Source organism: Pseudomonas sp. ASL3 (genome assembly GCF_056680425.1).
Genome location: NZ_CM155281.1, coordinates 3,459,394 through 3,480,097 on the forward strand (window position 1 = coordinate 3,459,394; position 20,704 = coordinate 3,480,097).

Annotated in this window: 18 protein-coding genes; 8 read left to right on the forward strand and 10 right to left on the reverse strand. The window is 59.1% G+C overall.

Annotated features, from left to right (window positions below; translation table 11 throughout):
- Window positions 1-175: 175 nt before the first annotated feature.
- The 3 genes from AC1MEE_RS15985 to AC1MEE_RS15995 form a co-directional block, all read right to left on the reverse strand.
- The gene (locus AC1MEE_RS15985; RefSeq protein WP_480410576.1) at window positions 176-1,525 is read right to left on the reverse strand and encodes an outer membrane beta-barrel protein; all 1,350 of its coding nucleotides are present in this window, start codon (window positions 1,523-1,525) and stop codon (window positions 176-178) included.
- 318 nt (window positions 1,526-1,843) lie between these two features.
- A complete protein-coding gene (locus tag AC1MEE_RS15990; protein ID WP_480410577.1) occupies window positions 1,844-2,773 on the reverse strand; it encodes a LysR family transcriptional regulator in 930 nt (309 codons plus the stop codon).
- A 181-nt stretch (window positions 2,774-2,954) separates the two neighbouring features.
- Window positions 2,955-3,716, reverse strand: coding sequence for an SDR family oxidoreductase (locus tag AC1MEE_RS15995; protein WP_480410578.1), 762 nt, complete (start codon window positions 3,714-3,716; stop codon window positions 2,955-2,957).
- A 226-nt stretch (window positions 3,717-3,942) separates the two neighbouring features.
- Here AC1MEE_RS15995 and AC1MEE_RS16000 point away from each other — a divergent pair, with 226 nt between their 5' ends.
- A complete protein-coding gene (locus AC1MEE_RS16000) occupies window positions 3,943-4,947 on the forward strand; it encodes an NADP-dependent oxidoreductase (protein ID WP_480410579.1) in 1,005 nt (334 codons plus the stop codon).
- 123 nt (window positions 4,948-5,070) lie between these two features.
- Here AC1MEE_RS16000 and pyrF read toward each other — a convergent pair whose 3' ends face one another.
- Window positions 5,071-5,769: an orotidine-5'-phosphate decarboxylase gene (pyrF, locus tag AC1MEE_RS16005; protein ID WP_480410580.1), complete on the reverse strand. Its 699-nt coding sequence runs from the start codon at window positions 5,767-5,769 to the stop codon at window positions 5,071-5,073.
- 277 nt (window positions 5,770-6,046) lie between these two features.
- Between pyrF and eat the strand changes: the two genes are divergently transcribed.
- Together eat and AC1MEE_RS16015 are read left to right on the forward strand one after the other, a co-directional pair.
- Window positions 6,047-7,411 (forward strand): ethanolamine permease, encoded by a 1,365-nt coding sequence (gene eat, locus AC1MEE_RS16010; RefSeq protein WP_480410581.1) that lies wholly within the window; start codon window positions 6,047-6,049, stop codon window positions 7,409-7,411.
- 250 nt (window positions 7,412-7,661) lie between these two features.
- Window positions 7,662-7,829 carry a DUF2897 family protein gene (locus AC1MEE_RS16015; RefSeq protein WP_480410582.1) on the forward strand — a complete coding sequence of 56 codons (168 nt, stop codon included), beginning with the start codon at window positions 7,662-7,664 and terminating at the stop codon, window positions 7,827-7,829.
- Between the two features lie 13 nt (window positions 7,830-7,842).
- Here AC1MEE_RS16015 and AC1MEE_RS16020 read toward each other — a convergent pair whose 3' ends face one another.
- Together AC1MEE_RS16020 and AC1MEE_RS16025 are read right to left on the reverse strand one after the other, a co-directional pair.
- The gene (locus AC1MEE_RS16020; RefSeq protein WP_480410583.1) at window positions 7,843-8,676 is read right to left on the reverse strand and encodes a substrate-binding periplasmic protein; all 834 of its coding nucleotides are present in this window, start codon (window positions 8,674-8,676) and stop codon (window positions 7,843-7,845) included.
- A gap of 101 nt (window positions 8,677-8,777) precedes the next feature.
- Window positions 8,778-9,401 carry a TetR/AcrR family transcriptional regulator gene (locus AC1MEE_RS16025; protein WP_480410584.1) on the reverse strand — a complete coding sequence of 208 codons (624 nt, stop codon included), beginning with the start codon at window positions 9,399-9,401 and terminating at the stop codon, window positions 8,778-8,780.
- 181 nt (window positions 9,402-9,582) lie between these two features.
- Here AC1MEE_RS16025 and AC1MEE_RS16030 point away from each other — a divergent pair, with 181 nt between their 5' ends.
- Window positions 9,583-10,125 carry a 3'-5' exonuclease gene (locus tag AC1MEE_RS16030; protein WP_480410585.1) on the forward strand — a complete coding sequence of 181 codons (543 nt, stop codon included), beginning with the start codon at window positions 9,583-9,585 and terminating at the stop codon, window positions 10,123-10,125.
- An 84-nt stretch (window positions 10,126-10,209) separates the two neighbouring features.
- Window positions 10,210-10,491 carry a pyrimidine/purine nucleoside phosphorylase gene (gene ppnP / locus AC1MEE_RS16035; RefSeq protein ID WP_480410586.1) on the forward strand — a complete coding sequence of 94 codons (282 nt, stop codon included), beginning with the start codon at window positions 10,210-10,212 and terminating at the stop codon, window positions 10,489-10,491.
- A 91-nt stretch (window positions 10,492-10,582) separates the two neighbouring features.
- Here ppnP and AC1MEE_RS16040 read toward each other — a convergent pair whose 3' ends face one another.
- Window positions 10,583-12,361 carry an ABC transporter transmembrane domain-containing protein gene (locus AC1MEE_RS16040; protein WP_480410587.1) on the reverse strand — a complete coding sequence of 593 codons (1,779 nt, stop codon included), beginning with the start codon at window positions 12,359-12,361 and terminating at the stop codon, window positions 10,583-10,585.
- Between the two features lie 294 nt (window positions 12,362-12,655).
- Between AC1MEE_RS16040 and AC1MEE_RS16045 the strand changes: the two genes are divergently transcribed.
- Complete coding sequence (locus AC1MEE_RS16045; protein ID WP_480410588.1) at window positions 12,656-12,832, forward strand: PA1571 family protein; 177 nt, start codon at window positions 12,656-12,658, stop codon at window positions 12,830-12,832.
- Window positions 12,833-13,143: 311 nt separating this feature from the next.
- On the opposite strand, the gene pdxB is transcribed toward AC1MEE_RS16045, so the two are convergent.
- Window positions 13,144-14,286, reverse strand: a complete 1,143-nt coding sequence (gene pdxB, locus AC1MEE_RS16050) for a 4-phosphoerythronate dehydrogenase PdxB (protein ID WP_480410589.1) — start codon at window positions 14,284-14,286, stop codon at window positions 13,144-13,146.
- Between the two features lie 155 nt (window positions 14,287-14,441).
- Between pdxB and AC1MEE_RS16055 the strand changes: the two genes are divergently transcribed.
- The gene (locus tag AC1MEE_RS16055) at window positions 14,442-15,842 is read left to right on the forward strand and encodes an MATE family efflux transporter (protein ID WP_480410590.1); all 1,401 of its coding nucleotides are present in this window, start codon (window positions 14,442-14,444) and stop codon (window positions 15,840-15,842) included.
- Window positions 15,843-16,238: 396 nt separating this feature from the next.
- On the opposite strand, the gene tusA is transcribed toward AC1MEE_RS16055, so the two are convergent.
- Complete coding sequence (gene tusA, locus AC1MEE_RS16060; protein ID WP_480410591.1) at window positions 16,239-16,493, reverse strand: sulfurtransferase TusA; 255 nt, start codon at window positions 16,491-16,493, stop codon at window positions 16,239-16,241.
- A gap of 165 nt (window positions 16,494-16,658) precedes the next feature.
- Window positions 16,659-17,723 carry a 23S rRNA (cytidine(2498)-2'-O)-methyltransferase RlmM gene (rlmM, locus tag AC1MEE_RS16065; protein WP_480410592.1) on the reverse strand — a complete coding sequence of 355 codons (1,065 nt, stop codon included), beginning with the start codon at window positions 17,721-17,723 and terminating at the stop codon, window positions 16,659-16,661.
- A gap of 222 nt (window positions 17,724-17,945) precedes the next feature.
- Here rlmM and acnA point away from each other — a divergent pair, with 222 nt between their 5' ends.
- Complete coding sequence (gene acnA / locus AC1MEE_RS16070) at window positions 17,946-20,687, forward strand: aconitate hydratase AcnA (protein WP_480410593.1); 2,742 nt, start codon at window positions 17,946-17,948, stop codon at window positions 20,685-20,687.
- Window positions 20,688-20,704: the final 17 nt, after the last annotated feature.

Below are 20,704 nucleotides of genomic sequence, written 5' to 3' on the forward strand. Positions count from 1 at the left end.
GGGTGTAACTCCAAAAAATGAGCGCGGCCTGCCTGATACACCGCAATCCTGTGGGAGCGAATTCATTCGCGAAGGGGCCGGCACATCCAGCAGCATCAGTGCCTGACCCACCGCATTCGCGAATGAATTCGCTCCCACAGTGGGGATTACCTACAGCGGGAAGTGCATTGATCGCTTAGAAAAAGAAACTGACGTCGAACGAGGCAACCAGTTGTTTGTCTTTCTCGCCGTCGGCGTAGGCATCGCGACCGGGGCCGCTATGGATGTCGTAACGCAACTCGGGACGCAGGCGCACGTTGGGTTTCGGTGACCAGGCCAGGTTGGTGGTCACGGCGTAGAAACTGCCCCAGGTCGGATCGGGAATCCCGGTGCTGGAGTCGATGTTCGCCATCAACACATGGGCCGGCGCATCGGTGTAGAACCACTCGGCGCGGCTGTTCCACATCAACTTTTCAGTGAGCCGGTGGTACAGGTTGAAGTCCGCGCCGTACCAGGTCGCATCGGTCTTGTTGGCGAATGCGGCGAAGGCGCCGTTGTCCTGCTTGCCGTAGTTCATCTCCAGCGCCACCCGATTATTAGGGTCGAGCACATGGGAGATGGTCAGGTACGACGAGTAGACTTTGTCGTGATCCTGCTTGGTCCCGGCGGCAGCAATCGGCGTCCCGCAGGCGCAATCGGCGATGCTGTCGCCGGCGCCGTTGCCGACGATGTTTTCCCAGTCGACCCAGGTCCCGAAGTCCGCCGAACGCCAACGCACGTTGGCGATCAGGTGCGGGTCGTGGTTGGGGTTTTCCAGGTTGTTCCAGCCTTGCACCAGGCCCAGCTCGAAGCCGAGCATGCTTTCCCCCGGCGCCGACGGCAGCTTGAAGGAATACAGCACCCCCGCGTGCTTGGCCGGGCCGTGCATGAAGGAATAGGTGTGCGAGTAGAAGTCGGTCGGTGCCGGCGACGGCAAGGCAAAGCCGATCTCGTTTTCCAGCGGCGTGTGGAAAATCCCGATCATCAGGTCGGAGCCGCCGAGCACCGGAAAATAGAAATCCAGGTACGCCTGAGCGACGGTGAAGGCTTTGGCTTCGGGGTCCTTGTGGCGGTTGATGCTGAGGTCTTCATCCCAACCGTAGGTCTTGAAGAAGCGCGCGTCCTTGCCATACACCGTGGTCACGTTGAAGCCCCAATCGGCTTCCTGCGGCATCGGACCGGGGAACGGCCCTACCCGTCCAATCACGTTGCTCTTGGGCGCTTTTTCCACGGCCAGGGCGAATTGATTGAGATTGAAACCTTCTTCGGTGTTGAAGAACGATTGTTTGCTGACGTCGTGGCTGCTGTTGTCGTTGTAGATCAGACCGGCCTGGGCCCAGCCATAGATCTTGATCCCGTGGTCGCGCTCCAGGCTGTCGCCGAATACGCTGCGGGCCAACGAACCGAGGGGATCATCCGCAGCCGAAGCCACCGAAGGGAATAACATGTTGCCACCCAAAATGGGGGCGAACAGGGTTGCTGCACATGCCCATGCACGGAGATTCATACCTGCCTTCCTTATTGTTATTTGCGAGCCACACCCCCGAAAGGGCAAAGTCCGAAAGCAAGGTATGACTTGACGGGTCCTGGCCTGGACCCCACGCAATCCTGATTGGATCGTCGTGTTCGGCGTAAGGGAGGCTACAAGCCTGCCCCTGCACCAACAATTCCATTCTCGGCGATTACAGTGTTTGTGAATTCAGAACAAAGGGTGCGCAGGGGACTGATTTTATTTTCAGCGCTTCATCGAAAATCAATCTGTCCCCAGTGTTGAGGCCGGGGACAGATTGGTTTTTCAAAGAGCGCGAAAAACAAATCAGTCCCCTCAAACCACCCAACCGCGCTCCAGCAACGGCTCATCCCACGCGGGAATCTCGCCGATGCGTTCGCTGAGGAAGTCGATCAGGCTGCGAACCTTCAACGCCCGCCGCTGGGTGGCCGGGAACACCGCCGAGAAGTTGAACGACGACAGCGGGAAATCGGTGAGGACCGGAATCAGTTTGCCGGCGAGCAAATCGTCAGACGCCACCAGCGTCGGCAGGCAAACAATCCCCACACCAGACACCGCGTAGTCACGCAGTAAATGCACGGAGTTGGATCGAATCTGCCCCGGCAGACTCAACTCCAACTGCTCGCCGCCATTATTGAAAATCCAGCGATTGCGCGACGGATAACCCTGATACAAGGCGATTTTGTGGTTGAGCAATTCGTCCGGATGCTGCGGCACGCCGAACTCGGCGGCGTAATCGGGGGACAGGCAGAACAATCGTCGGACGCTGAACAGTTTGCGTTCGATCAGGGTTTCGGCCAGCGGCGGGAACATCTGAAAGGCCACGTCAAAGCCCTCTTCAATCGGATCCACCACTCGATCGTTGACGATAATATCGACCTCGATGTCCGGGTATAACCGGTTGAATTCCCCCAGCAGAATGCCGAAATGACCGATGGCGAACCCCGGCAGCATCTGAATGCGCAACTTGCCGGTCGGTTTGGCGCGCAACTCGCGCATGTGTTCGGTCAACGAGTTGAAACTGGCGACCATGTCCACGCATTCTTTGAAATAGGTTTCGCCGACGTCCGAAAGTCTTACATGGCGGGTGCTTCGATGGAACAACGGGGCATTGATGAACTGCTCCAGTTGCTGAATTCGATGGGTGATTACCGAGCGGGTGACACTTAACTGAAGAGCCGCCTTCGCAAAGTTACCGGTTTCGGCAACGCGAACAAACGCTTCGATACACAGCAGGCGATCCATAACGGGTTCTCTGGACAGTTTTTATTATGGGGAGACAGCAGGCAGGCCTGGAGCCCTGCTTCGCCACCATCATAGTCCGGGAGGGTTTTATCTTCGCGGGCAATATCAAAAGCTTCGCAGGCAAGCCTGCTCCCACAGAGGATCACGCCTTTTGTGGGAGCAGGCTTGCCTGCGAATAGCATCACATTGCCGTTACGCCGCCGTCCACGGCCAGCGAGTGGCCGGTGGTGAAGCTGGCGCCATCGCTGCACAGGTAAAGCACGGCGCTGGCGATTTCATTGACGGTGCCGATGCGTCCAACCGGGTGCATGACGGCAACGAATTCGGCTTTTTTCGGGTCGGCCTCATACGCGCGGCGGTACATGTCGGTATCGATCACTGCCGGGCAGACAGCGTTGACGCGGATTTTCTTTTTCGCATATTCGATAGCGGCGGATTTGGTGAGGCCGATCACCGCATGTTTCGAGGCGCTGTAGATGCTCATCTTAGGCGCTGCGCCAAGGCCGGCCACTGATGCGGTGTTGACGATGGCACCGCCACCCTGCGCCAGCATCAACGGCAATTGGTACTTCATGCACAACCAGACACCTTTGACGTTGACGCCCATGATCGCATCGAACTCGGCTTCGCTGCCCTCGGGCAACCGGCCCTTCTCGATCTCGATGCCAGCGTTGTTGAAGGCATAGTCGAGACGGCCGTAGGTGCTGATCGCTTGCTGCATCAAGTGCTGGACTTCAGCGTCTTTAGTGACATTGCAGCGCACGAACACCGCGTCACCGCCTGCGGCACGAATCAATTCCACCGTACCTTCGCCGCCCTCGCTGTCGAGGTCCGCCACCACCACTTTCAGGCCTTCGTTGGCGAACGCCAGAGCGGTCGCGCGACCGATGCCTGCCGCAGCGCCTGTGACCATCGCCACCTGGCCGGAAAAAGTCATGCTCATGTCATTGTCCTCTGACGGTTGAATAGTGCAGCAGTCTAGCCAGTGCCCGAGGGCGCGCGTCAGCACTATCAGAGGCCCGGTTATGGGCTTATGCGTGCGAGTGATTAAGCCGGTGGGAGGTTCATCATTCCGATGGATCAGCCTGCATTCGCCAGACGGACAAAACTTGCCGGAACGCCGGTCAAGGGCTATCACGTAGGCTTCTTCTCATTGATGAGTACCTGCCATGACCGCCCAGACCAATCGCCAATTCCTGCTCGCCAAACGCCCGACCGGCGCGGCGAGCCGAGATGACTTCATCTTCCAGCAAGTGCCTGTCGGCGAAGTAGCGGCGGGTCAAATCCTGGTCAAGAACCAATACCTATCACTGGACCCGGCCATGCGCGGCTGGATGAACGAGGGCAAATCCTACATCGCGCCCGTCAAGCTGGGTGATGTGATGCGTGCCTTGGGCGTGGGCAAAGTGATCGCCTCGCAGGACCCGACATTTGCCGTGGGCGATTACGTGCAAGGCGCAGTGGGTGTGCAGGACTATTTCCTGGGTACGCCAACGGGCTTCTACAAGATCGATCCTGAGCTGGCGCCGCTGCCGCGCTATCTGTCAGCACTGGGCATGACCGGCATGACCGCTTACTTCGCCCTGTTGGATATCGGCGCGCCGAAAAGCGGCGAGACCGTGGTGATTTCCGGGGCGGCGGGTGCGGTAGGCAGCGTTGCCGGGCAAATCGCCAAAATCAAGGGCTGCCGCGTGGTCGGTATCGCGGGCGGCAAGGAAAAATGCCAACTGCTGATCGATGAGTTGGGGTTCGACGGCGCCATCGATTACAAGAGTGAAGACGTCCACGCCGGCCTCAAACGCGAATGTCCGAAAGGCGTCGACGTGTATTTCGACAACGTCGGCGGCGATATCCTTGATGCCGTTCTTTCCCGGTTGGCACCCAAAGCCAGGGTGATCATCTGCGGCGCCATCAGCCAGTACAACAACAAGGACGCGATCAAAGGCCCGGCCAACTACATGTCGCTGCTGGTCAACCGCGCGCGGATGGAAGGTTTCGTGGTCATGGACCACGCCCCGAAATTTGCCGCAGCGGGTCAGGAAATGGCCGGCTGGCTGGCCACAGGCCAACTCAAAAGCAAGGAAGATGTCGTCGAGGGTCTGGAGACCTTCCCTGAAACCCTGATGAAACTGTTCAATGGCGAGAATTTTGGGAAGCTGGTGTTGAAGGTTTGATCCAGCAGCGTCGGCGTCAGGGCTGACGCCTTCGCGAATGAATTCGCTTGGTGATCTTTGGAGGGTCACAAACCCTGTGGGAGCGAATTCATTGGCGAAAACAATTTTTCAGGCGAAGAAGATTTACACCAACTCAGCCACCACCGCTGCCAGCGCTTTTGCCGGGTCGGCGGCCTGGCTGATTGGGCGGCCGATGACCAGATAATCGGAACCGGCCTCCAGCGCCTGACGCGGGGTCAGGATGCGACGTTGGTCGTCCTGGGCGCTGCCTGCCGGGCGGATGCCGGGCGTGACCAGTTGCAGGGATGGATGGGCTGCCTTCAGGGCCGGGGCTTCCAGCGCTGAGCAGACCAAACCGTCCATACCGGCTTTTTCGGCCAGGGCTGCCAGACGCAGTACCTGTACCTGCGGTTCGATGTCCAGGCCGATACCCGCCAGGTCCTCACGTTCCATGCTGGTCAGTACAGTGACGCCGATCAGCAAGGGCTTGGGGCCGCTGCGCTGGTCGAGTACTTCACGGCAAGCGGCCATCATGCGCAAGCCACCGGAGCAATGGACGTTGACCATCCACACGCCCATTTCCGCCGCCGCCTTCACAGCCATCGCCGTGGTGTTGGGAATGTCGTGGAATTTCAGATCGAGAAACACCTCGAAGCCCTTGTCACGCAAGGTTCCGACGATGTCCGCGGCACAGCTGGTGAACAATTCCTTACCGACTTTGACCCGGCACAGCTTCGGGTCCAACTGATCGGCCAGTTTCAACGCGGCTTCACGGGTGGGGAAATCCAGGGCGACGATGATAGGAGTCTGGCAGACGGACATGGGGAGGCTCTCAGGCAAGTCGAAATCGGCGCGCATTGTAGCCGAACCGGTCGAATATCGGGACCCGGTGATCGGTAATTGATCTCAGACATGATCGTAGCGTATTGCACCCACCCCGAGCAGTCTGCGCACCAAATCCACCCGCATATCCGCCCCAAGCAACGACAAACATCCTCTGCACGACATCTTTCCGGCCTTTACGACCTGCCCCGGCAGCACTGGCATGACCGCTGCAATCGCCAGTCCGTTGGTTCTTATGGGTTTAGGGAGAAGGCAAATGAATACGCAACTCAAGCCCACATTGGGCACGCTGCACTTATGGGGTATCGCGGTTGGCTTGGTGATTTCCGGCGAATACTTCGGCTGGAGTTACGGCTGGGGCGCGGCGGGTACGCTGGGCTTCCTGATCACCACGTTGATCGTGGCGACGATGTACACCTGTTTCATCTTCAGTTTTACCGAGCTGACCACCGCCATTCCTCACGCCGGCGGGCCTTTTGCCTATAGTCGACGGGCATTTGGTGAAAAGGCCGGCTTGATCGCCGGGATCGCCACACTGATCGAGTTCGTCTTCGCGCCCCCTGCCATTGCCATGGCCATCGGCGCGTACCTCAACGTTCAGTTCCCGGAGCTGGATCCGAGGCATGCGGCGGTGGCCGCCTATTTCGTGTTCATGGGCCTGAATATCCTCGGCGTCAGCATCGCGGCCACCTTCGAACTGGTGGTGACCGTGCTGGCGGTCATCGAGTTGCTGGTGTTCATGGGTGTGGTCGCGCCCGGCTTCAGCTTCAGTAACTTCGCACTGAACGGCTGGTCCGGCGCCGAAACCTTCAGCATCGCCTCGGTGCCCGGAATCTTCGCCGCCATCCCGTTTGCCATCTGGTTCTTCCTCGCCATCGAAGGCGCAGCCATGGCTGCTGAAGAAGCCAAAGACCCGAAACGCACCATCCCTAAAGCCTACGTCAGCGGCATTCTGACCCTGGTGGTTCTGGCGATCGGTGTGATGGTGATGGCCGGCGGGGTGGGCGACTGGCGGCAACTGTCGAACATCAACGATCCGCTGCCACAGGCGATGAAAGCCGTGGTCGGCACTAACTCCAGCTGGATGCACATGCTGGTGTGGATCGGGCTGTTCGGTCTGGTGGCGAGCTTCCACGGCATCATTCTCGGCTACTCGCGGCAGTTCTTCGCCCTGGCTCGCGCCGGTTACCTGCCAAAAAGCCTGGCCAAGCTTTCGCGTTTCCAGACACCGCACCGGGCCATCCTGGCCGGCGGTGTGATCGGCATCGCGGCGATCTACAGCGACAGTCTGGTCAATCTGCAAGGCATGACCCTGACGGCGGCCATGATCACCATGTCGGTGTTCGGCGCCATCGTGATGTACATCATCAGCATGCTCAGCCTGTTCAAACTGCGCAAAACCGAACCGCTGCTGGAACGCACCTTCCGCGCGCCCGGCTACCCCATCGTGCCCGGTATCGCCCTGTTTCTGGCAGTGGTGTGCCTGGTGGCGATGGCCTGGTTCAACGCGCTGATCGGCTTGATCTTCCTTGGCTTCATGGTTGTAGGCTTCATCTACTTCCTGCTCACCGGGAAGCTGCGTGCCGATGCGCCGGCAGATGCAATGTTGACCGGCTCATAAGTTATTAACAAAGAACATATCGCTAACAAACAGGGCACAGGGCGCCTAGAATTGAACCACTGGCAATGCAGATTGCTCTAAATCAGACTGTGTGAAAACGTAGCGAGCGAAGGCAAGACAAGGCAAAAACAGGCGAGGAAGCGGAGTCTACGGGTTGTAAATGAGCATTCCGAGCCTGTTTTTAACGCAGTATTGCCGAGCGCAGTAGTTTTCACACAGTCTGAAGTGGTATCACTACAAGGAGAGCCCCATGCCCTGGTATGCCTGGTTAATTCTGGTCGTTGCAATTGGCTCGATCGTCGGCGGTCTGTTGATGTTGCGCGATACCGCGACAAAGGTGGACTTGACCGAGGAGCAACTCAAACGCGTCCATGAGCGCAACGCAGAAATGGATGCCAAAGAGGCGAAGGATCGTTGAACCAAGGCAGACCTCAAAACCCTGCCTGATCCGTCCCGTCCGCTGCCACCGCACGACGAGTCTGTATCGGCGTGATCGCAATTCGATACGGCTGGAAGATCTTGAACATCTGCCCGTTATCACGAAGCTTCTGCAGCAACTGACTGAACTGCTCGCCCGTGATGGCCGCCTGTGGACTCAGCAAGGCGAAATGCCGATAAATCTGATCGATGCGCTCGGACACCAACAACTGACTGGCCTCCTCACGGTTGCGTGCCATGAAATCGCTCAGGTACGAGCGCGTGACCAAGGCAATGTCGGCTCGCCCGCGCAATATCATCAGCAGGTTGGAGTCATGGGAGTAGGTCAGCGTGGCGTTGTAGTGCTCGGCCAGGTATTTAGGGTCGGCATTGAAGTTGGCAAACTCATAGTGATAACCGCTGAACAAGGCCAGGCGCTTGCCTTGCAGGTCATCGAAATACGCTTGAGTGCGGCCCTCGGCGCGCTGGGCGACGAAAATTTCGGCGTCTTCAAGGCCCATGTCGACGTTGACATGCGGGATGTCCTTCCAGCCCCAGTCCGGGTTTTCGAAGATCGCCATGTCGATCCGGCCCTGCTGGAAATCACGAAAGCGACGCGGAATGGAGGTCGGTACGAGCAAAAACTGAAAGTCGCTTTGCACGGCATTCAAGGCCTCGACCAACTGCGGCAGTAAGCCGGTGTCTTCGCCTTTTTCCGGGCGGATGGTGTACGGCGGAAAGTGCGCAGCGCCAACGCGAACCACCTGCGCAGCACTGGCCTGGCACGCCCAAAACGTGCAGGAAACCAACAGCAAAATTCGGGAAGCCGTCCGTAAAGGCGAAGACATCAAGACAGCACACCTCTGCATAACTGGATCCCGCTAAGCTATGCGTTTTCGATCCGTTAGACAATGTCAAAACGATGTCAATTCGTACTAATTAGCCGGTTTCAAATTTCTTTTAAAACCATCATCAACGCTTCGTCCGCCAATTGGTCCGGGGTCATGCTGCCTTGGTCGCGGAACCAGGTGGTGGTCCATGATAAGGCGCCCGTCAAAAAGCGTCGCGTGATGAACACATCGCCCTTGATGTAGCCCGCCTCTTTCGCCTCTCCCAGCACCTGCAACCACAACTGCTCGTAGATATCGCGCAAGGCCAGCACCTGAAGCTGCCCCTCTGCCGACAGCGACCGCCACTCGTAGACCAGCACCGCCATGGCCTCGCCGCTGCCACCCATGATCGATTGCAGCTCACAGCGAATAAGCGCCAATACCCGCTCGCGCACACTGTCGGCGTCAACGAGCGCTGCGTACATCAATGCCGTGTTGTAGCGGATGGTTTCCTCCATCACCGAACGCAGGATTTCGTCCTTGCTTTTGAAGTGATGAAAAATACTCCCGGACTGAATCCCCACCGCGCCGGCCAAGTCCCGCACCGTGGTGCGTTCGTAGCCTTTGTGGCGAAACAAGTGAGCAGCCACCTGCAACAGCTTGCCGCGGGCGCTGTCAGGATCGGTGATGTGTCCACCGTCCACCAACTCGCGCATCACCCTCAGGGCTTTTTGCTCGTCCACGGTGAGATTCCTCTTGGAAATAGGCAGATAGCGCGCGCAATTTATGCCTGTGCGGTTTACCAGGCAAGCGCTCGGGTGGTACGCAAAGCAATAGGTATTGCTGGAGGTTGCACCATTGGACGTATCAGGTTGATTGTGTCTACCCTCAATTCACCTTACCGCTGTTTAATCGGAGTTTGATATGCCGCACTGGCTGGTGATTGATCTGGAAGCCACAACAGAGGAAGGCGGCTGGCCATTGGCCGAGATGGAGATCATCGAGATCGGTGTAACCCTGGTCAATCAGGACGGCCGCGAACTGGATCACTTCGAACGATTCGTACGGCCTTTGCGCCGGCCGCTATTGACCAATTTTTGCCGTGAGCTGACGCATATCACTCAGGCCAATATCGACAACGCCGCGCCCTTGACCACCGTCTGGCCGCAGTTCGAACGCTGGCTCAGCCACCACCTCCCACGACTGGCAGGCTGGGCCAGTTGGGGTGAATATGATCGGCGGCAGCTGGAGCAGGAATGGCAGCAACAGCAACTGACCAGCGCCTTGAGTACCCTGCCCCACGTTAACCTCAAACAGCGCTTCATCGAGGCCCGCCAACTGCAACGCCCACTGGGTTTGAACGGCGCCCTGCAACTGGCGGGCATGCAATTCAACGGGCAACAGCACCGGGCGCTGGTGGATGCGCGCAATACCGCGCGACTGCTGCCGCTGATACTGCCGACGTGACGCAGTTTTTAAAGCGGATGACGGCCTTTTATACGTTCGGCATACTGAGCGACCTTTTTCAGCCCTTTTTTCAAGGAATCGCCCATGTTTAAAGTCAACGAATACTTCGACGGCACCGTCAAATCGATTGCCTTCGGCCAAGCCGAGGGTCAGGCCACTATCGGCGTCATGGCAAAGGGCGAATACGAATTCGGCACCAGCCAACGCGAAATCATGCACGTCATCTCCGGCGCCCTGAGCGTCAAACTGCCGGACAGCACCGACTGGGAAAACTTTGCCACGGGCAGCCAGTTCAACGTACCGGCCAACAGCAAGTTCCAACTGAAAGTGGCTGTGGATACTGCTTATCTGTGTGAGTACCGCTGAGTCACTGCTGATCGAGTGATGCTCCGCATCGTCTTCGCAGGCAAGCCTGCTCCCACACTGTGGGAGCAGGCTTGCCTGCGAAGAAGCCCCCCTAAACCACCTCTCCCTGATGCATATTGAACTGCAACGCCGCCAGCCGCGCATACAGCGGGTTGCTGGCGATCAGTTGTTGATGGGTGCCCACTGCAATCAAACGTCCCTGATCGATCACGGCAATCCGGTCGGCGTTCTGCACCGTGGCCAGGCGATGGGCGATCACCAGCGTTGTGCGGCCTTTCATCAAGCTCGGCAGGGCCTGTTGAATCAGGTGTTCGCTCTGGGCATCCAGCGCGCTGGTCGCCTCATCCAGCAACAGTATCGGCGCATCGACCAATAACGCCCGGGCAATTGCCAGACGCTGACGTTGACCACCGGACAACCCAAGGCCGCCATCACCCAGATGGGTCTGATAGCCGTCAGGCATCTGCAAAATGAACTCATGGGCATGGGCGATCCGTGCCGCAGCCTCGACTTGCTCGATGGTCGCGTCGGGATTTCCGTAGCGGATGTTCTCTTCGACGCTGCCAAAAAACAGCGCTGGCGACTGCGAAACCATGGCGAAACAGCGCCGCAGGTCCAGCGGATCAAGCTGGGTAATCGGCAGCCCTTCCACCAGAACGCGCCCCTGCTGCGGGTCGTAAAAGCGCAGCAGCAGATCGAATAATGTCGACTTGCCCGCACCGGAAGGCCCGACCAGCGCCAGGGTTTCACCGGCTTCGATGTTCAGGCTAAAACCGTCGATGGCGTTACGTTCAGGCCGTGACGGGTACGCAAAACTCACGTCTTCCAGGGTCAGGCGCCCACTGACCCGCTCAGGCAGGCGCAGCAAATCACTGACCGGAGGCTCGATTTCGCTGGGGGCCTGAAGCAGTTCGCCAATCCGTTCTGCCGCGCCGGCCGCGCGCTGCAACTCGCCAATGACTTCGCTCAGGGTGCCGAAGGCGCTGCCGACGATCAGGCTATAGAACACGAATGCCGCCAGTTCCCCTGCGGAAATACGCCCGGCGATCACGTCCATGCCGCCCACCCAGAGCATCACCCCCACGGCACCGAGTACCAGCACGATGACCAGGGTGATCAGCCATGAGCGCTGCAAAATACGTTTGCGGGCGGTGTCGAACGCCTCTTCGGCGGTCACCGCAAAGCGTTGTTTGTCCTGTTGCTGGTGGTTGTAGGCCTGCACGGTTTTGATCTGGCCCAAGGCCTCGGCGACATAACTGCCAATATCGGCAATCCGGTCCTGGCTAAGGCGCGACAGGCTGCGCACCCGACGACCGAAAATCAGAATCGGCGCGACCACCAACGGCAAGGCCACGACCACGATGCTGGTGAGCTTGGGGTTGGTGAAAAACAGCAAGACAATACCGCCGATGACCATCAGCAGGTTGCGCAAGAACAGCGATAACGACGAACCGATCACCGACTGCAATAACGTGGTGTCAGCGGTCAGCCGCGACTGGATTTCCGAGCTGCGGTTGTTTTCATAAAAGCCCGGATGCAGGTTGATCAAATGGTTGAACACCTGCTTGCGAATATCGGCGACCACCCGCTCGCCAATCCACGACACCAGATAAAACCGCGCAAAGGTGCCCATGGCGAGTCCGACCACCAATATCAGGAACAAGCCGATCGAGCGGTTGAGCAGCTGCGGCGACTGGGTCATGAACCCCTGGTCCACCATCAAGCGAATGCCCTGCCCCATGGACAAGGTGATACCTGCGGTAATGATCAAGGCCAGCAAAGCACCTAACGACTGCCAGCGATAAGGCGCGATAAAACGCAAGGCCAGACGAACGGCCTGGCGCTGACGACTGGAAAACACTGAAACCATGAAGGTGACCTGCCTGCCGGGAAAGACTTGAGCCAGAGAGCCTACACCTCTGACACGGCCGAATCGCCCGTTAACGTTACACCAGGCGAAATGAACGATGGCTATAAGTCTTAGACAGCTTTGATATGACCGCACTGAATGAGTGTTAGAGAGTATTGGTCTAACGTTCTGCTGGCGGTTTTGCAACGTTTCTGGTGGACTTGGGTTGCCGTTTGGATGGCGCTGAGGGGATGTCACAGCGCGGTCATCAAGCGGGATTACCTTTAAGCGCACAACCTGATGAGGAGCCAGGCCATGAGCTTGCAAAACAGCACCAATCACGTAGAGGTCGTTCGAACCACCCCGGCCTTACCTGTCGGTGGCGCCATTCTCGACAAGGACGGACGCGAGACTCTGATCACTGAAGAGATGGTTCAGAGCGCGTGTCAGGAATGCGATAAAAACTGGGTCAAACCCGAAAAACAAGATTGATGCTGCACAGAATCTTTCGAACCCGGCCTTGATGCCGGGTTTTTTCTTTTAAGCGCAGCACCAACCGTGGGAGGCCTCGCCGCGCCTTCGACGCTGCGCTGTCGCGCAGCAACCTGGGTCAAGTGTAGGAGCGGGCTTGCCCGCGATCGGCTGCGGAGCAGTCGCAAAATCAGCGAACTCGATTCTGGCAGTAGAACTGTGCCCAGCATTTTTGGGACCGCTTCGCGGTCCATCGCGGGCAAGCCCGCTCCTACAAAATAATCTCTTTACTTCAGCTAGTTATGCATTGTTTGCTGAGAGCAGGCTTGTATTCAGATCACTGCGGCGCCTAATGCGAGGACCAGTTGCCGCAACGCCGCCGACTCACCCTGGATACGCACCGCCAACCCTTCGATCTCACGACGTGGCGGGTAATGCTTGCGCAGAGCATCGAAGGCCAGGCGCTGGCTGGCGGTGTCGCCGACCAGACTGCGACGGAAATCCGCGTCATCCCGACGCGGGTCGTACACGCCGCGACACAGCATGTTCAGTGCCCAGGTCGGATCGGTTTGCGCATCGAGACTGACTTCAGCCAGCCAGGGCTTGGGCAGCAAGTCGGCGAGACTGATCTGCGGCGGCTGATCGAGATACGCACACAACGCCTGATAGATTTGCGCCGTGCCGCGCTGCCTGCCATCCAGGCTGTAGCCGGCAATATGCGGTGTGGCAATCACGCACAACTCCGCCAGCGGCACATTCACTTGCGGCTCGCCTTCCCACACGTCGAGCACCGCTTGCAGGTCTTCGCGATCCAGCAGCACGCCATGCAACGCGGCATTGTCCACCACTGCGCCGCGGCTGGCGTTGATCAACCAACTGCCACGTTTTAGCTGCCGCAAGCGCGAGTCGTCGAACAGATGCCAGGTCGGCTGGTCACCGGTCTTGCTCAGCGGTGTGTGCAGGCTGATGACATCGCACTGTTGCAGAATCACGTCCAGGCTGACGAAATCACCGCCTTGCGCCGCCTGCCGTGGCGGATCACAGACCAGCACGTTCCAGCCCAACCCGCGCAACACCTTGACCAGCCGCCCACCGACCTCACCAGCGCCGACCACGCCATAGGTACGCTGAGCCAGATCAACCCCTTCGATCTCCGCCAGTGTCAGCAGGCTGCCCAACACGTAATCCACCACCCCACGCGCATTGCAGCCGGGGGCGCTGGACCATTGAATACCGGTCTGCTGAAAGTAATCCAGATCCAGGTGATCGGTACCAATGGTGCACGTCCCGACGAAACGCACCGGGCTGCCGTCGAGCAGCTTCCGATCGACCCGGGTCACCGAGCGCACCAGCAACACATCGGCATCCGCCACGGCGGCGCGGTCGATGGAGCGTCCAGGCAGACGGCGGATTTCACCGAAATGGGCAAAAAAAGCATCGAGCAGCGGTATATTTTCGTCAGCAACAATTCGCATGATGGGGCTCCATGGGCTCGGCGGCAGTGTAGGCGCAAGCCTCTGACTGAGCCAGCCATCGTGCATGGGATCAACCACTTGCACAACTTCGATTCCTGACTCTTGTGTCAAGAGCGTAGAATAGTCGGCTTTCTGCGCCCGCTTTTGGACTTACTGTGAATTTTGCAACAACGCTTTCAACCGCCCTGACCCGCCCTGCACGCGTGCGCCTCGAACTGCGCACCCTGCTGGCGTTGGCGCTGCCGATCATGATCGGGCAGTTGGCCTACACCGCCATGGGTTTTGTCGACGCAGTGATGGCTGGCAGTGTCGGCCCACGGGACCTGGCAGCCGTGGCGCTGGGCAACTCGATCTGGGTGCCGATTTACCTGTTAATGACCGGGATTCTGCTGGCGACCACGCCCAAAGTCGCGCAACGCTATGGCGCCGGACAGACCTCGGAAATCGGCACGTTGGTGCGTCAGGCATTGTGGCTGGCACTGGCTGTCGGGCTGATCGCGGCCACCTTGCTGTTGAACGCCGAACCCGTACTGCACCTGATGAAGGTCGACCCGGTGTTGATCGAGCCCTGCATGCAATACCTGCGCGGGATTGCCTGCGGCCTGCCGGCCACGGCGCTGTTCTATGTGCTGCGCTGCTTCAGCGACGGTCTGGGCCGTACCCGGCCGAGCATGGTGCTGGGTTTGTGTGGTCTGGCGCTGAATATTCCGCTCAATTACATCTTCATCTACGGCCATTTCGGCATGCCGGCCATGGGCGGCGTCGGCTGCGGTTGGGCCACCGCCATCGTGATGTGGGCGATTTTGCTGGGCATGACCGGTTGGGTGCGGCGCGCGACAGTTTATAAAGCAAGCGAGGTGCTCAGCCACTTCGAGTGGCCGCAATGGGCGGTGATCAAGCGTCTGATCAATATTGGCCTGCCCATCGGCATTGCCGTGTTCGCCGAGTCGAGCATCTTTGCGGTGATTGCCCTGCTGATCGGCAGCCTCGGCTCCAACGTGGTGGCCGGACATCAAATCGCCCTGAATTTCAGCTCGCTGGTGTTCATGATCCCCTTCTCGCTGGGCATGGCCGTGACCGTGCGCGTCGGTCAGGCACTGGGGCGCAATGCACCACGGGAAGCGCGTTTTACTGCGGGGGTCGGGATGGCGACAGCCTTGGCGTATGCGTGCTTTTCGGCCAGTCTGATGATGCTGCTGCGTGAACACATCGCGACTATCTATACCACTGACCCGGCGGTGATCAAGATGGCCGCTTCGCTGATCGTGTTTGCGGCATTGTTCCAGTTTTCAGATGCGATCCAGGTCACCGCTGCCGGCGCCCTGCGCGGTTATCAGGATACGCGCGTGACGATGATCCTGACCTTGTTCGCCTACTGGGGCATTGGTTTACCGGTCGGTTATGCCCTCGGTCTGACCGACCTGCTCGGCCCCGCCAACGGACCCGCCGGGCTGTGGCAAGGGCTGATCGTCGGCCTGACCAGCGCGGCACTGATGCTCTCGATTCGCTTGACCCGCAGCGCGCGCAGGCGAATTCGGGTCAGTTCACAAGCCTAGCGGCCGACCGATATTTGTAGGAGATCCCGCCCCGTCTTCGACGCCGCGCTGTCGCGCAGCAAACTGGGGCTCGATTCTGCCCGGAGGGCGTAGGAGCTGACTTGTCTGCGAAAGGCCGGGGTCGCGTCCGACACGAAGGACCTTCCAGCGATATCGTGTCCAGCCATTTTGCGACTGCTTCGGTCGGACGCGACCCCGGACCGATCGCAGACAAGTCAGCTCCTACAGGGATCAGCGTTTGGCTGAAAATTGCATAATTTTTATTCTTTGTTTTTCAACGAGTTATAGGCTGTTTAATAGGAGCTGGCTTGCCTGCGATAGCGGTGTGACACACCGTATCAAACGGATCGCGGGCAAGAACTAGGCGTCCCCCCGCTCCTACATTAGTAGACCGGGTCAATCGAGCTTTTTGCGAATCCAGTACAGGTAAGTACCACCGTCTGCCTGCTGTTCGACCAGTTCATGCCCAAGGAACACGCAAAACTTGGGGATATCGCGACGGGTCGAAGGATCCGTGGCAATGACCTTGAGCAAACCGCCCGCATGCAGGTCCCGAACCTTCTGGTGCAACATCATCACCGGTTCAGGGCAGTTAAGGCCGCTGGCGTCGAGGATGGCGTCAACAGGCAAGGTATCGATGAGTTCAGACATAAGACACTCCAAAAACTGGCGGGCATTGTCGCTCAAAGCGGTGGATAAGTTGAAGCCTGCATTTGAGTTTGATCGTACGCCATTCGCAGGCAAGCCTGCTCCCACAGGTCCAAATGCCTGTGGGAGCAGGCTTGCCTGCGAAGAAGTCAGCACCGTTTTACGGGTTCAACGCCGCTTGGCATCCAGCCGCCGCAGATGGCAGGTCACTTCTTCGCGATCGTGATACAGCTGCTTGCAGCCGATGCTGACCTTGATCCCCCGGTCGATAAAGCCTTCTTCGATGCGCAGCAACAGACGACGCACTTCGGCATAACGCTGTTTCATCGGCAACTTCAGGTTGACCACCGCCTCGCGACACAACCCTTCGCCCAGCCAGGTTTCCAGCAACGCAGCGTTGCGTGCGGGCTTTTCGACGATATCGCAGACCATCCAGTCCACCGGCTGACGCGGTTTGTAGGTAAAACCGTCGGCCATCAAGTGCTGCACCAGTCCGGTGTCCATCAAGCTTTCGGCCATGGGACCGTTGTCGATGGCGGTCACCAGCATGCCGCGTTTGACCAACTGGTAAGTCCAGCCACCCGGCGCAGCACCGAGATCGACCCCGGTCATCTCGCCAGACAAGCGCTCATCCCATTGATCGCGGGGGATGAAGTGGTGCCAGGCCTCTTCCAGCTTCAAGGTCGAACGGCTTGGCGCCTCGCGGGGGAACTTCAAGCGGGGAATGCCCATGGGCCACATGGCCGAATTATCGGCTTCAGCCAGCCCGAGAAACACTTCGCGCCCGCTTTTAAAAGTCAGCAGCAGACGCGGTTTGTTTGCGTCCTCCACCAACTTGCCGGCCTGGGTCAACGCCTTGCGCAACGGTGCTTCGAATTTGCGACAGAAGTTCGACAACTCTTTGCCGTCGTTGGTATCGACCACTTCCAGCCACAGACTGCCGCAGGTCGGGAAACCTGCGAGCTGAGCCAGGATCACGCTGATACGGTCAGTTTCCGGCAAATCGAGAAAAACCCCGCGCGCCCATTGCCGAGGGAAAATCAACTGAGCAAAGCGCTGCCCGTGCATCAAGCGCTCGGCGCCATCCTCTTCGGTGCAGACGAACTCGGCACAGGCGGCATTGGTTTTGGCTTTGGCGTAACCCGCCACGTTCAGACGAGCTGCGTGCTCGGCGATTTCAGAACAGACTTCGCCTTCGAAGCCAGGCCGGCAGTGCATAAACAGGGTGTTCATTCATTTCTCCTGGGCAGCGGCGAGACATTCAGCCGCTGCGCGGCGCTTGGGGTCAGCCCCAAGGCTTAAAACCGGCGCATGATAACGGAATCAGGAACCACTGGCTCCGCTCGGCGGTCCAGTAATACTCATGTCATTCGCCAGATTCACCAATCAGAGCTAGTTTAAGACTCTGTTCGATTCCCTGGTCCGTGCCGTGCGGACTCGCCAAGGAGTTATTTCATGCCCTCCCTCGATAGCCTGAAAAGCCTCAAAACATTAGAAATCGACAATAAGACCTACCACTACTTCAGCCTGCCGGAAGCCGCCAAATCACTGGGCGACCTGAACAAGCTGCCAATGTCGCTCAAGGTGCTGCTGGAGAACCTGCTGCGCTGGGAAGACAACAAGACCGTCACCGGCACCGACCTCAAGGCCATGGCCGCGTGGCTCACCCAGCGACGCTCGGACCGCGAAATTCAATACCGCCCGGCGCGGGTGCTGATGCAAGACTTTACCGGTGTGCCTGCGGTGGTCGATCTGGCCGCCATGCGCGCGGCCGTCGCCAAAGCGGGCGGCGACCCACAGCGCATCAACCCACTGTCCCCGGTGGACCTGGTGATCGACCACTCGGTGATGGTCGACAAATCCGGTAATGCCAGCGCATTCAGCCAGAACGTCGACATCGAAATGCAGCGCAACGGCGAGCGCTATGCCTTTCTGCGCTGGGGCCAGAGCGCCTTCGACAACTTCAGCGTGGTGCCGCCGGGCACCGGGATCTGTCACCAGGTCAACCTCGAATACCTGGGGCGCACGGTCTGGACCAAGGAGGAAGATGGTCGCACCTACGCCTTCCCAGACACCCTGGTCGGCACCGACTCCCACACCACCATGATCAACGGCCTGGGCGTACTCGGCTGGGGCGTCGGCGGGATCGAGGCGGAAGCCGCGATGCTCGGCCAACCGGTGTCGATGCTGATTCCTGAAGTGATCGGCTTCAAGCTGAGCGGCAAACTCAAGGAAGGCATCACCGCCACCGATCTGGTGCTGACCGTCACGCAAATGCTGCGCAAAAAAGGCGTGGTCGGCAAATTCGTCGAGTTTTATGGCGACGGACTGGCGGACCTGCCACTGGCGGACCGCGCCACCATCGCCAACATGGCCCCGGAATATGGCGCCACCTGCGGCTTCTTCCCGGTTGACGACGTAACCCTGGATTACCTGCGCCTGTCCGGGCGCCCGGCCGAGACCGTGAAACTGGTGGAGGCCTACTGCAAAGCCCAGGGGTTGTGGCGCCTGGCCGGTCAGGAACCGGTGTTCACCGACAGCCTGGAACTGAACATGAGCAGCGTCGAAGCTAGCCTCGCCGGACCGAAACGCCCGCAGGATCGCGTCTCGCTGCCGAATGTCGCTCAGGCATTCAGCGATTTCCTGGGCCAGCAATTCAAACCCTCCAGCAAGGAAGAAAGTCGTCTGGAAAGCGAAGGCGGCGGCGGTGTCGCCGTGGGCAACGCGGACCTGATCGGCGAAGCGGACTACGAGTACGAAGGCCAGACCTATCGCCTGAAAAACGGCGCCGTGGTGATCGCCGCGATCACCTCCTGCACCAACACCTCCAACCCTAGCGTGATGATGGCCGCCGGGCTGGTGGCGAAAAAGGCGGTCGAGCGCGGGTTGAAACGCAAACCCTGGGTCAAGAGTTCACTGGCACCCGGCTCGAAAGTGGTCACTGACTACTACAAAGCCGCCGGCCTGACCCAGTACCTCGACGCGCTGGGCTTTGATCTGGTGGGTTACGGCTGCACCACCTGTATCGGTAACTCGGGACCGCTGCAGGCGCCGATTGAAAAAGCCATTCAACAATCGGACCTGACCGTCGCGTCAGTGCTGTCCGGCAACCGCAACTTCGAAGGCCGCGTGCATCCACTGGTCAAGACCAACTGGCTGGCCTCGCCGCCGCTGGTAGTGGCTTACGCCTTGGCCGGCACCGTGCGCATCGATATCAGCAGCGAACCGCTGGGTGAAGGCGCGGACGGCAAGCCGGTGTACTTGCGCGATATCTGGCCAAGCCAGAAGGAAATCGCCGAGTCGGTGGAAAGCGTCAACACCAGCATGTTCCATAAAGAGTACGCCGAGGTATTCGCCGGTGACGCGCAATGGCAAGCCATTGAAGTGCCGCAGGCGGCGACCTATGTCTGGCAGGACGACTCCACCTACATCAAGCACCCGCCATTTTTTGACGGCATAGGCGGCCCTCCGCCTGTGGTCGAGAATGTATCTGGCGCCCACATCCTGGCGTTATTGGGCGACTCGGTGACCACCGACCACATCTCCCCCGCCGGCAATATCAAGGTCGACAGCCCGGCGGGCCATTACCTGAGCGAAAAAGGCGTAGAGCCACGGGACTTCAACTCCTATGGCTCGCGTCGCGGCAACCATGAGGTGATGATGCGTGGCACCTTCGCCAACATCCGCATCCGCAACGAAATGCTCGGGGGTGAAGAAGGCGGTAACACCCTTCATGTACCGAGCGGCACGAAGTTGGCGATTTACGATGCCGCCATGCGTTATCAAAAAGAAGGCACGCCCCTGGTGGTGATCGCCGGTCAGGAATACGGCACTGGTTCAAGCCGTGACTGGGCCGCCAAGGGCACCAACCTGCTGGGGGTCAAAGCGGTGATCGCCGAAAGTTTCGAGCGGATTCACCGCTCCAATCTGGTGGGCATGGGCGTGTTGCCGCTGCAGTTCAAGGGTGGTCAGAACCGCAAGACCCTGAAGCTGACCGGCAGCGAAAAAATCGACATCACCGGCCTCACCCACGCCGAACTGCAGCCGGGAATGACGCTGAAACTGAACATCACCCGTAAAGACGGCAGCCAGGAGACCCTTGATGTGCTGTGCCGGATCGATACCCTCAATGAAGTCGAGTACTTCAAGGCGGGCGGGATTCTGCACTACGTGCTGCGGCAGTTGATTGCGTCGTAGCTGAAAAGGCCCTTCGC

Excerpts from the sequence above, each read along its gene's own strand:
- AC1MEE_RS15985 (WP_480410576.1), bottom strand. The coding sequence starts at position 1,525 with ATGAATCTCCGTGCATGGGCATGTGCAGCAACCCTGTTCGCCCCCATT.
- AC1MEE_RS15990 (WP_480410577.1), bottom strand. The coding sequence starts at position 2,773 with ATGGATCGCCTGCTGTGTATCGAAGCGTTTGTTCGCGTTGCCGAAACC.
- AC1MEE_RS15995 (WP_480410578.1), bottom strand. The coding sequence starts at position 3,716 with ATGAGCATGACTTTTTCCGGCCAGGTGGCGATGGTCACAGGCGCTGCG.
- AC1MEE_RS16000 (WP_480410579.1), top strand. The coding sequence starts at position 3,943 with ATGACCGCCCAGACCAATCGCCAATTCCTGCTCGCCAAACGCCCGACC.
- pyrF (WP_480410580.1), bottom strand. The coding sequence starts at position 5,769 with ATGTCCGTCTGCCAGACTCCTATCATCGTCGCCCTGGATTTCCCCACC.
- eat (WP_480410581.1), top strand. The coding sequence starts at position 6,047 with ATGAATACGCAACTCAAGCCCACATTGGGCACGCTGCACTTATGGGGT.
- AC1MEE_RS16015 (WP_480410582.1), top strand. The coding sequence starts at position 7,662 with ATGCCCTGGTATGCCTGGTTAATTCTGGTCGTTGCAATTGGCTCGATC.
- AC1MEE_RS16020 (WP_480410583.1), bottom strand. The coding sequence starts at position 8,676 with ATGTCTTCGCCTTTACGGACGGCTTCCCGAATTTTGCTGTTGGTTTCC.
- AC1MEE_RS16030 (WP_480410585.1), top strand. The coding sequence starts at position 9,583 with ATGCCGCACTGGCTGGTGATTGATCTGGAAGCCACAACAGAGGAAGGC.
- ppnP (WP_480410586.1), top strand. The coding sequence starts at position 10,210 with ATGTTTAAAGTCAACGAATACTTCGACGGCACCGTCAAATCGATTGCC.
- AC1MEE_RS16040 (WP_480410587.1), bottom strand. The coding sequence starts at position 12,361 with ATGGTTTCAGTGTTTTCCAGTCGTCAGCGCCAGGCCGTTCGTCTGGCC.
- AC1MEE_RS16045 (WP_480410588.1), top strand. The coding sequence starts at position 12,656 with ATGAGCTTGCAAAACAGCACCAATCACGTAGAGGTCGTTCGAACCACC.
- pdxB (WP_480410589.1), bottom strand. The coding sequence starts at position 14,286 with ATGCGAATTGTTGCTGACGAAAATATACCGCTGCTCGATGCTTTTTTT.
- tusA (WP_480410591.1), bottom strand. The coding sequence starts at position 16,493 with ATGTCTGAACTCATCGATACCTTGCCTGTTGACGCCATCCTCGACGCC.
- rlmM (WP_480410592.1), bottom strand. The coding sequence starts at position 17,723 with ATGAACACCCTGTTTATGCACTGCCGGCCTGGCTTCGAAGGCGAAGTC.
- acnA (WP_480410593.1), top strand. The coding sequence starts at position 17,946 with ATGCCCTCCCTCGATAGCCTGAAAAGCCTCAAAACATTAGAAATCGAC.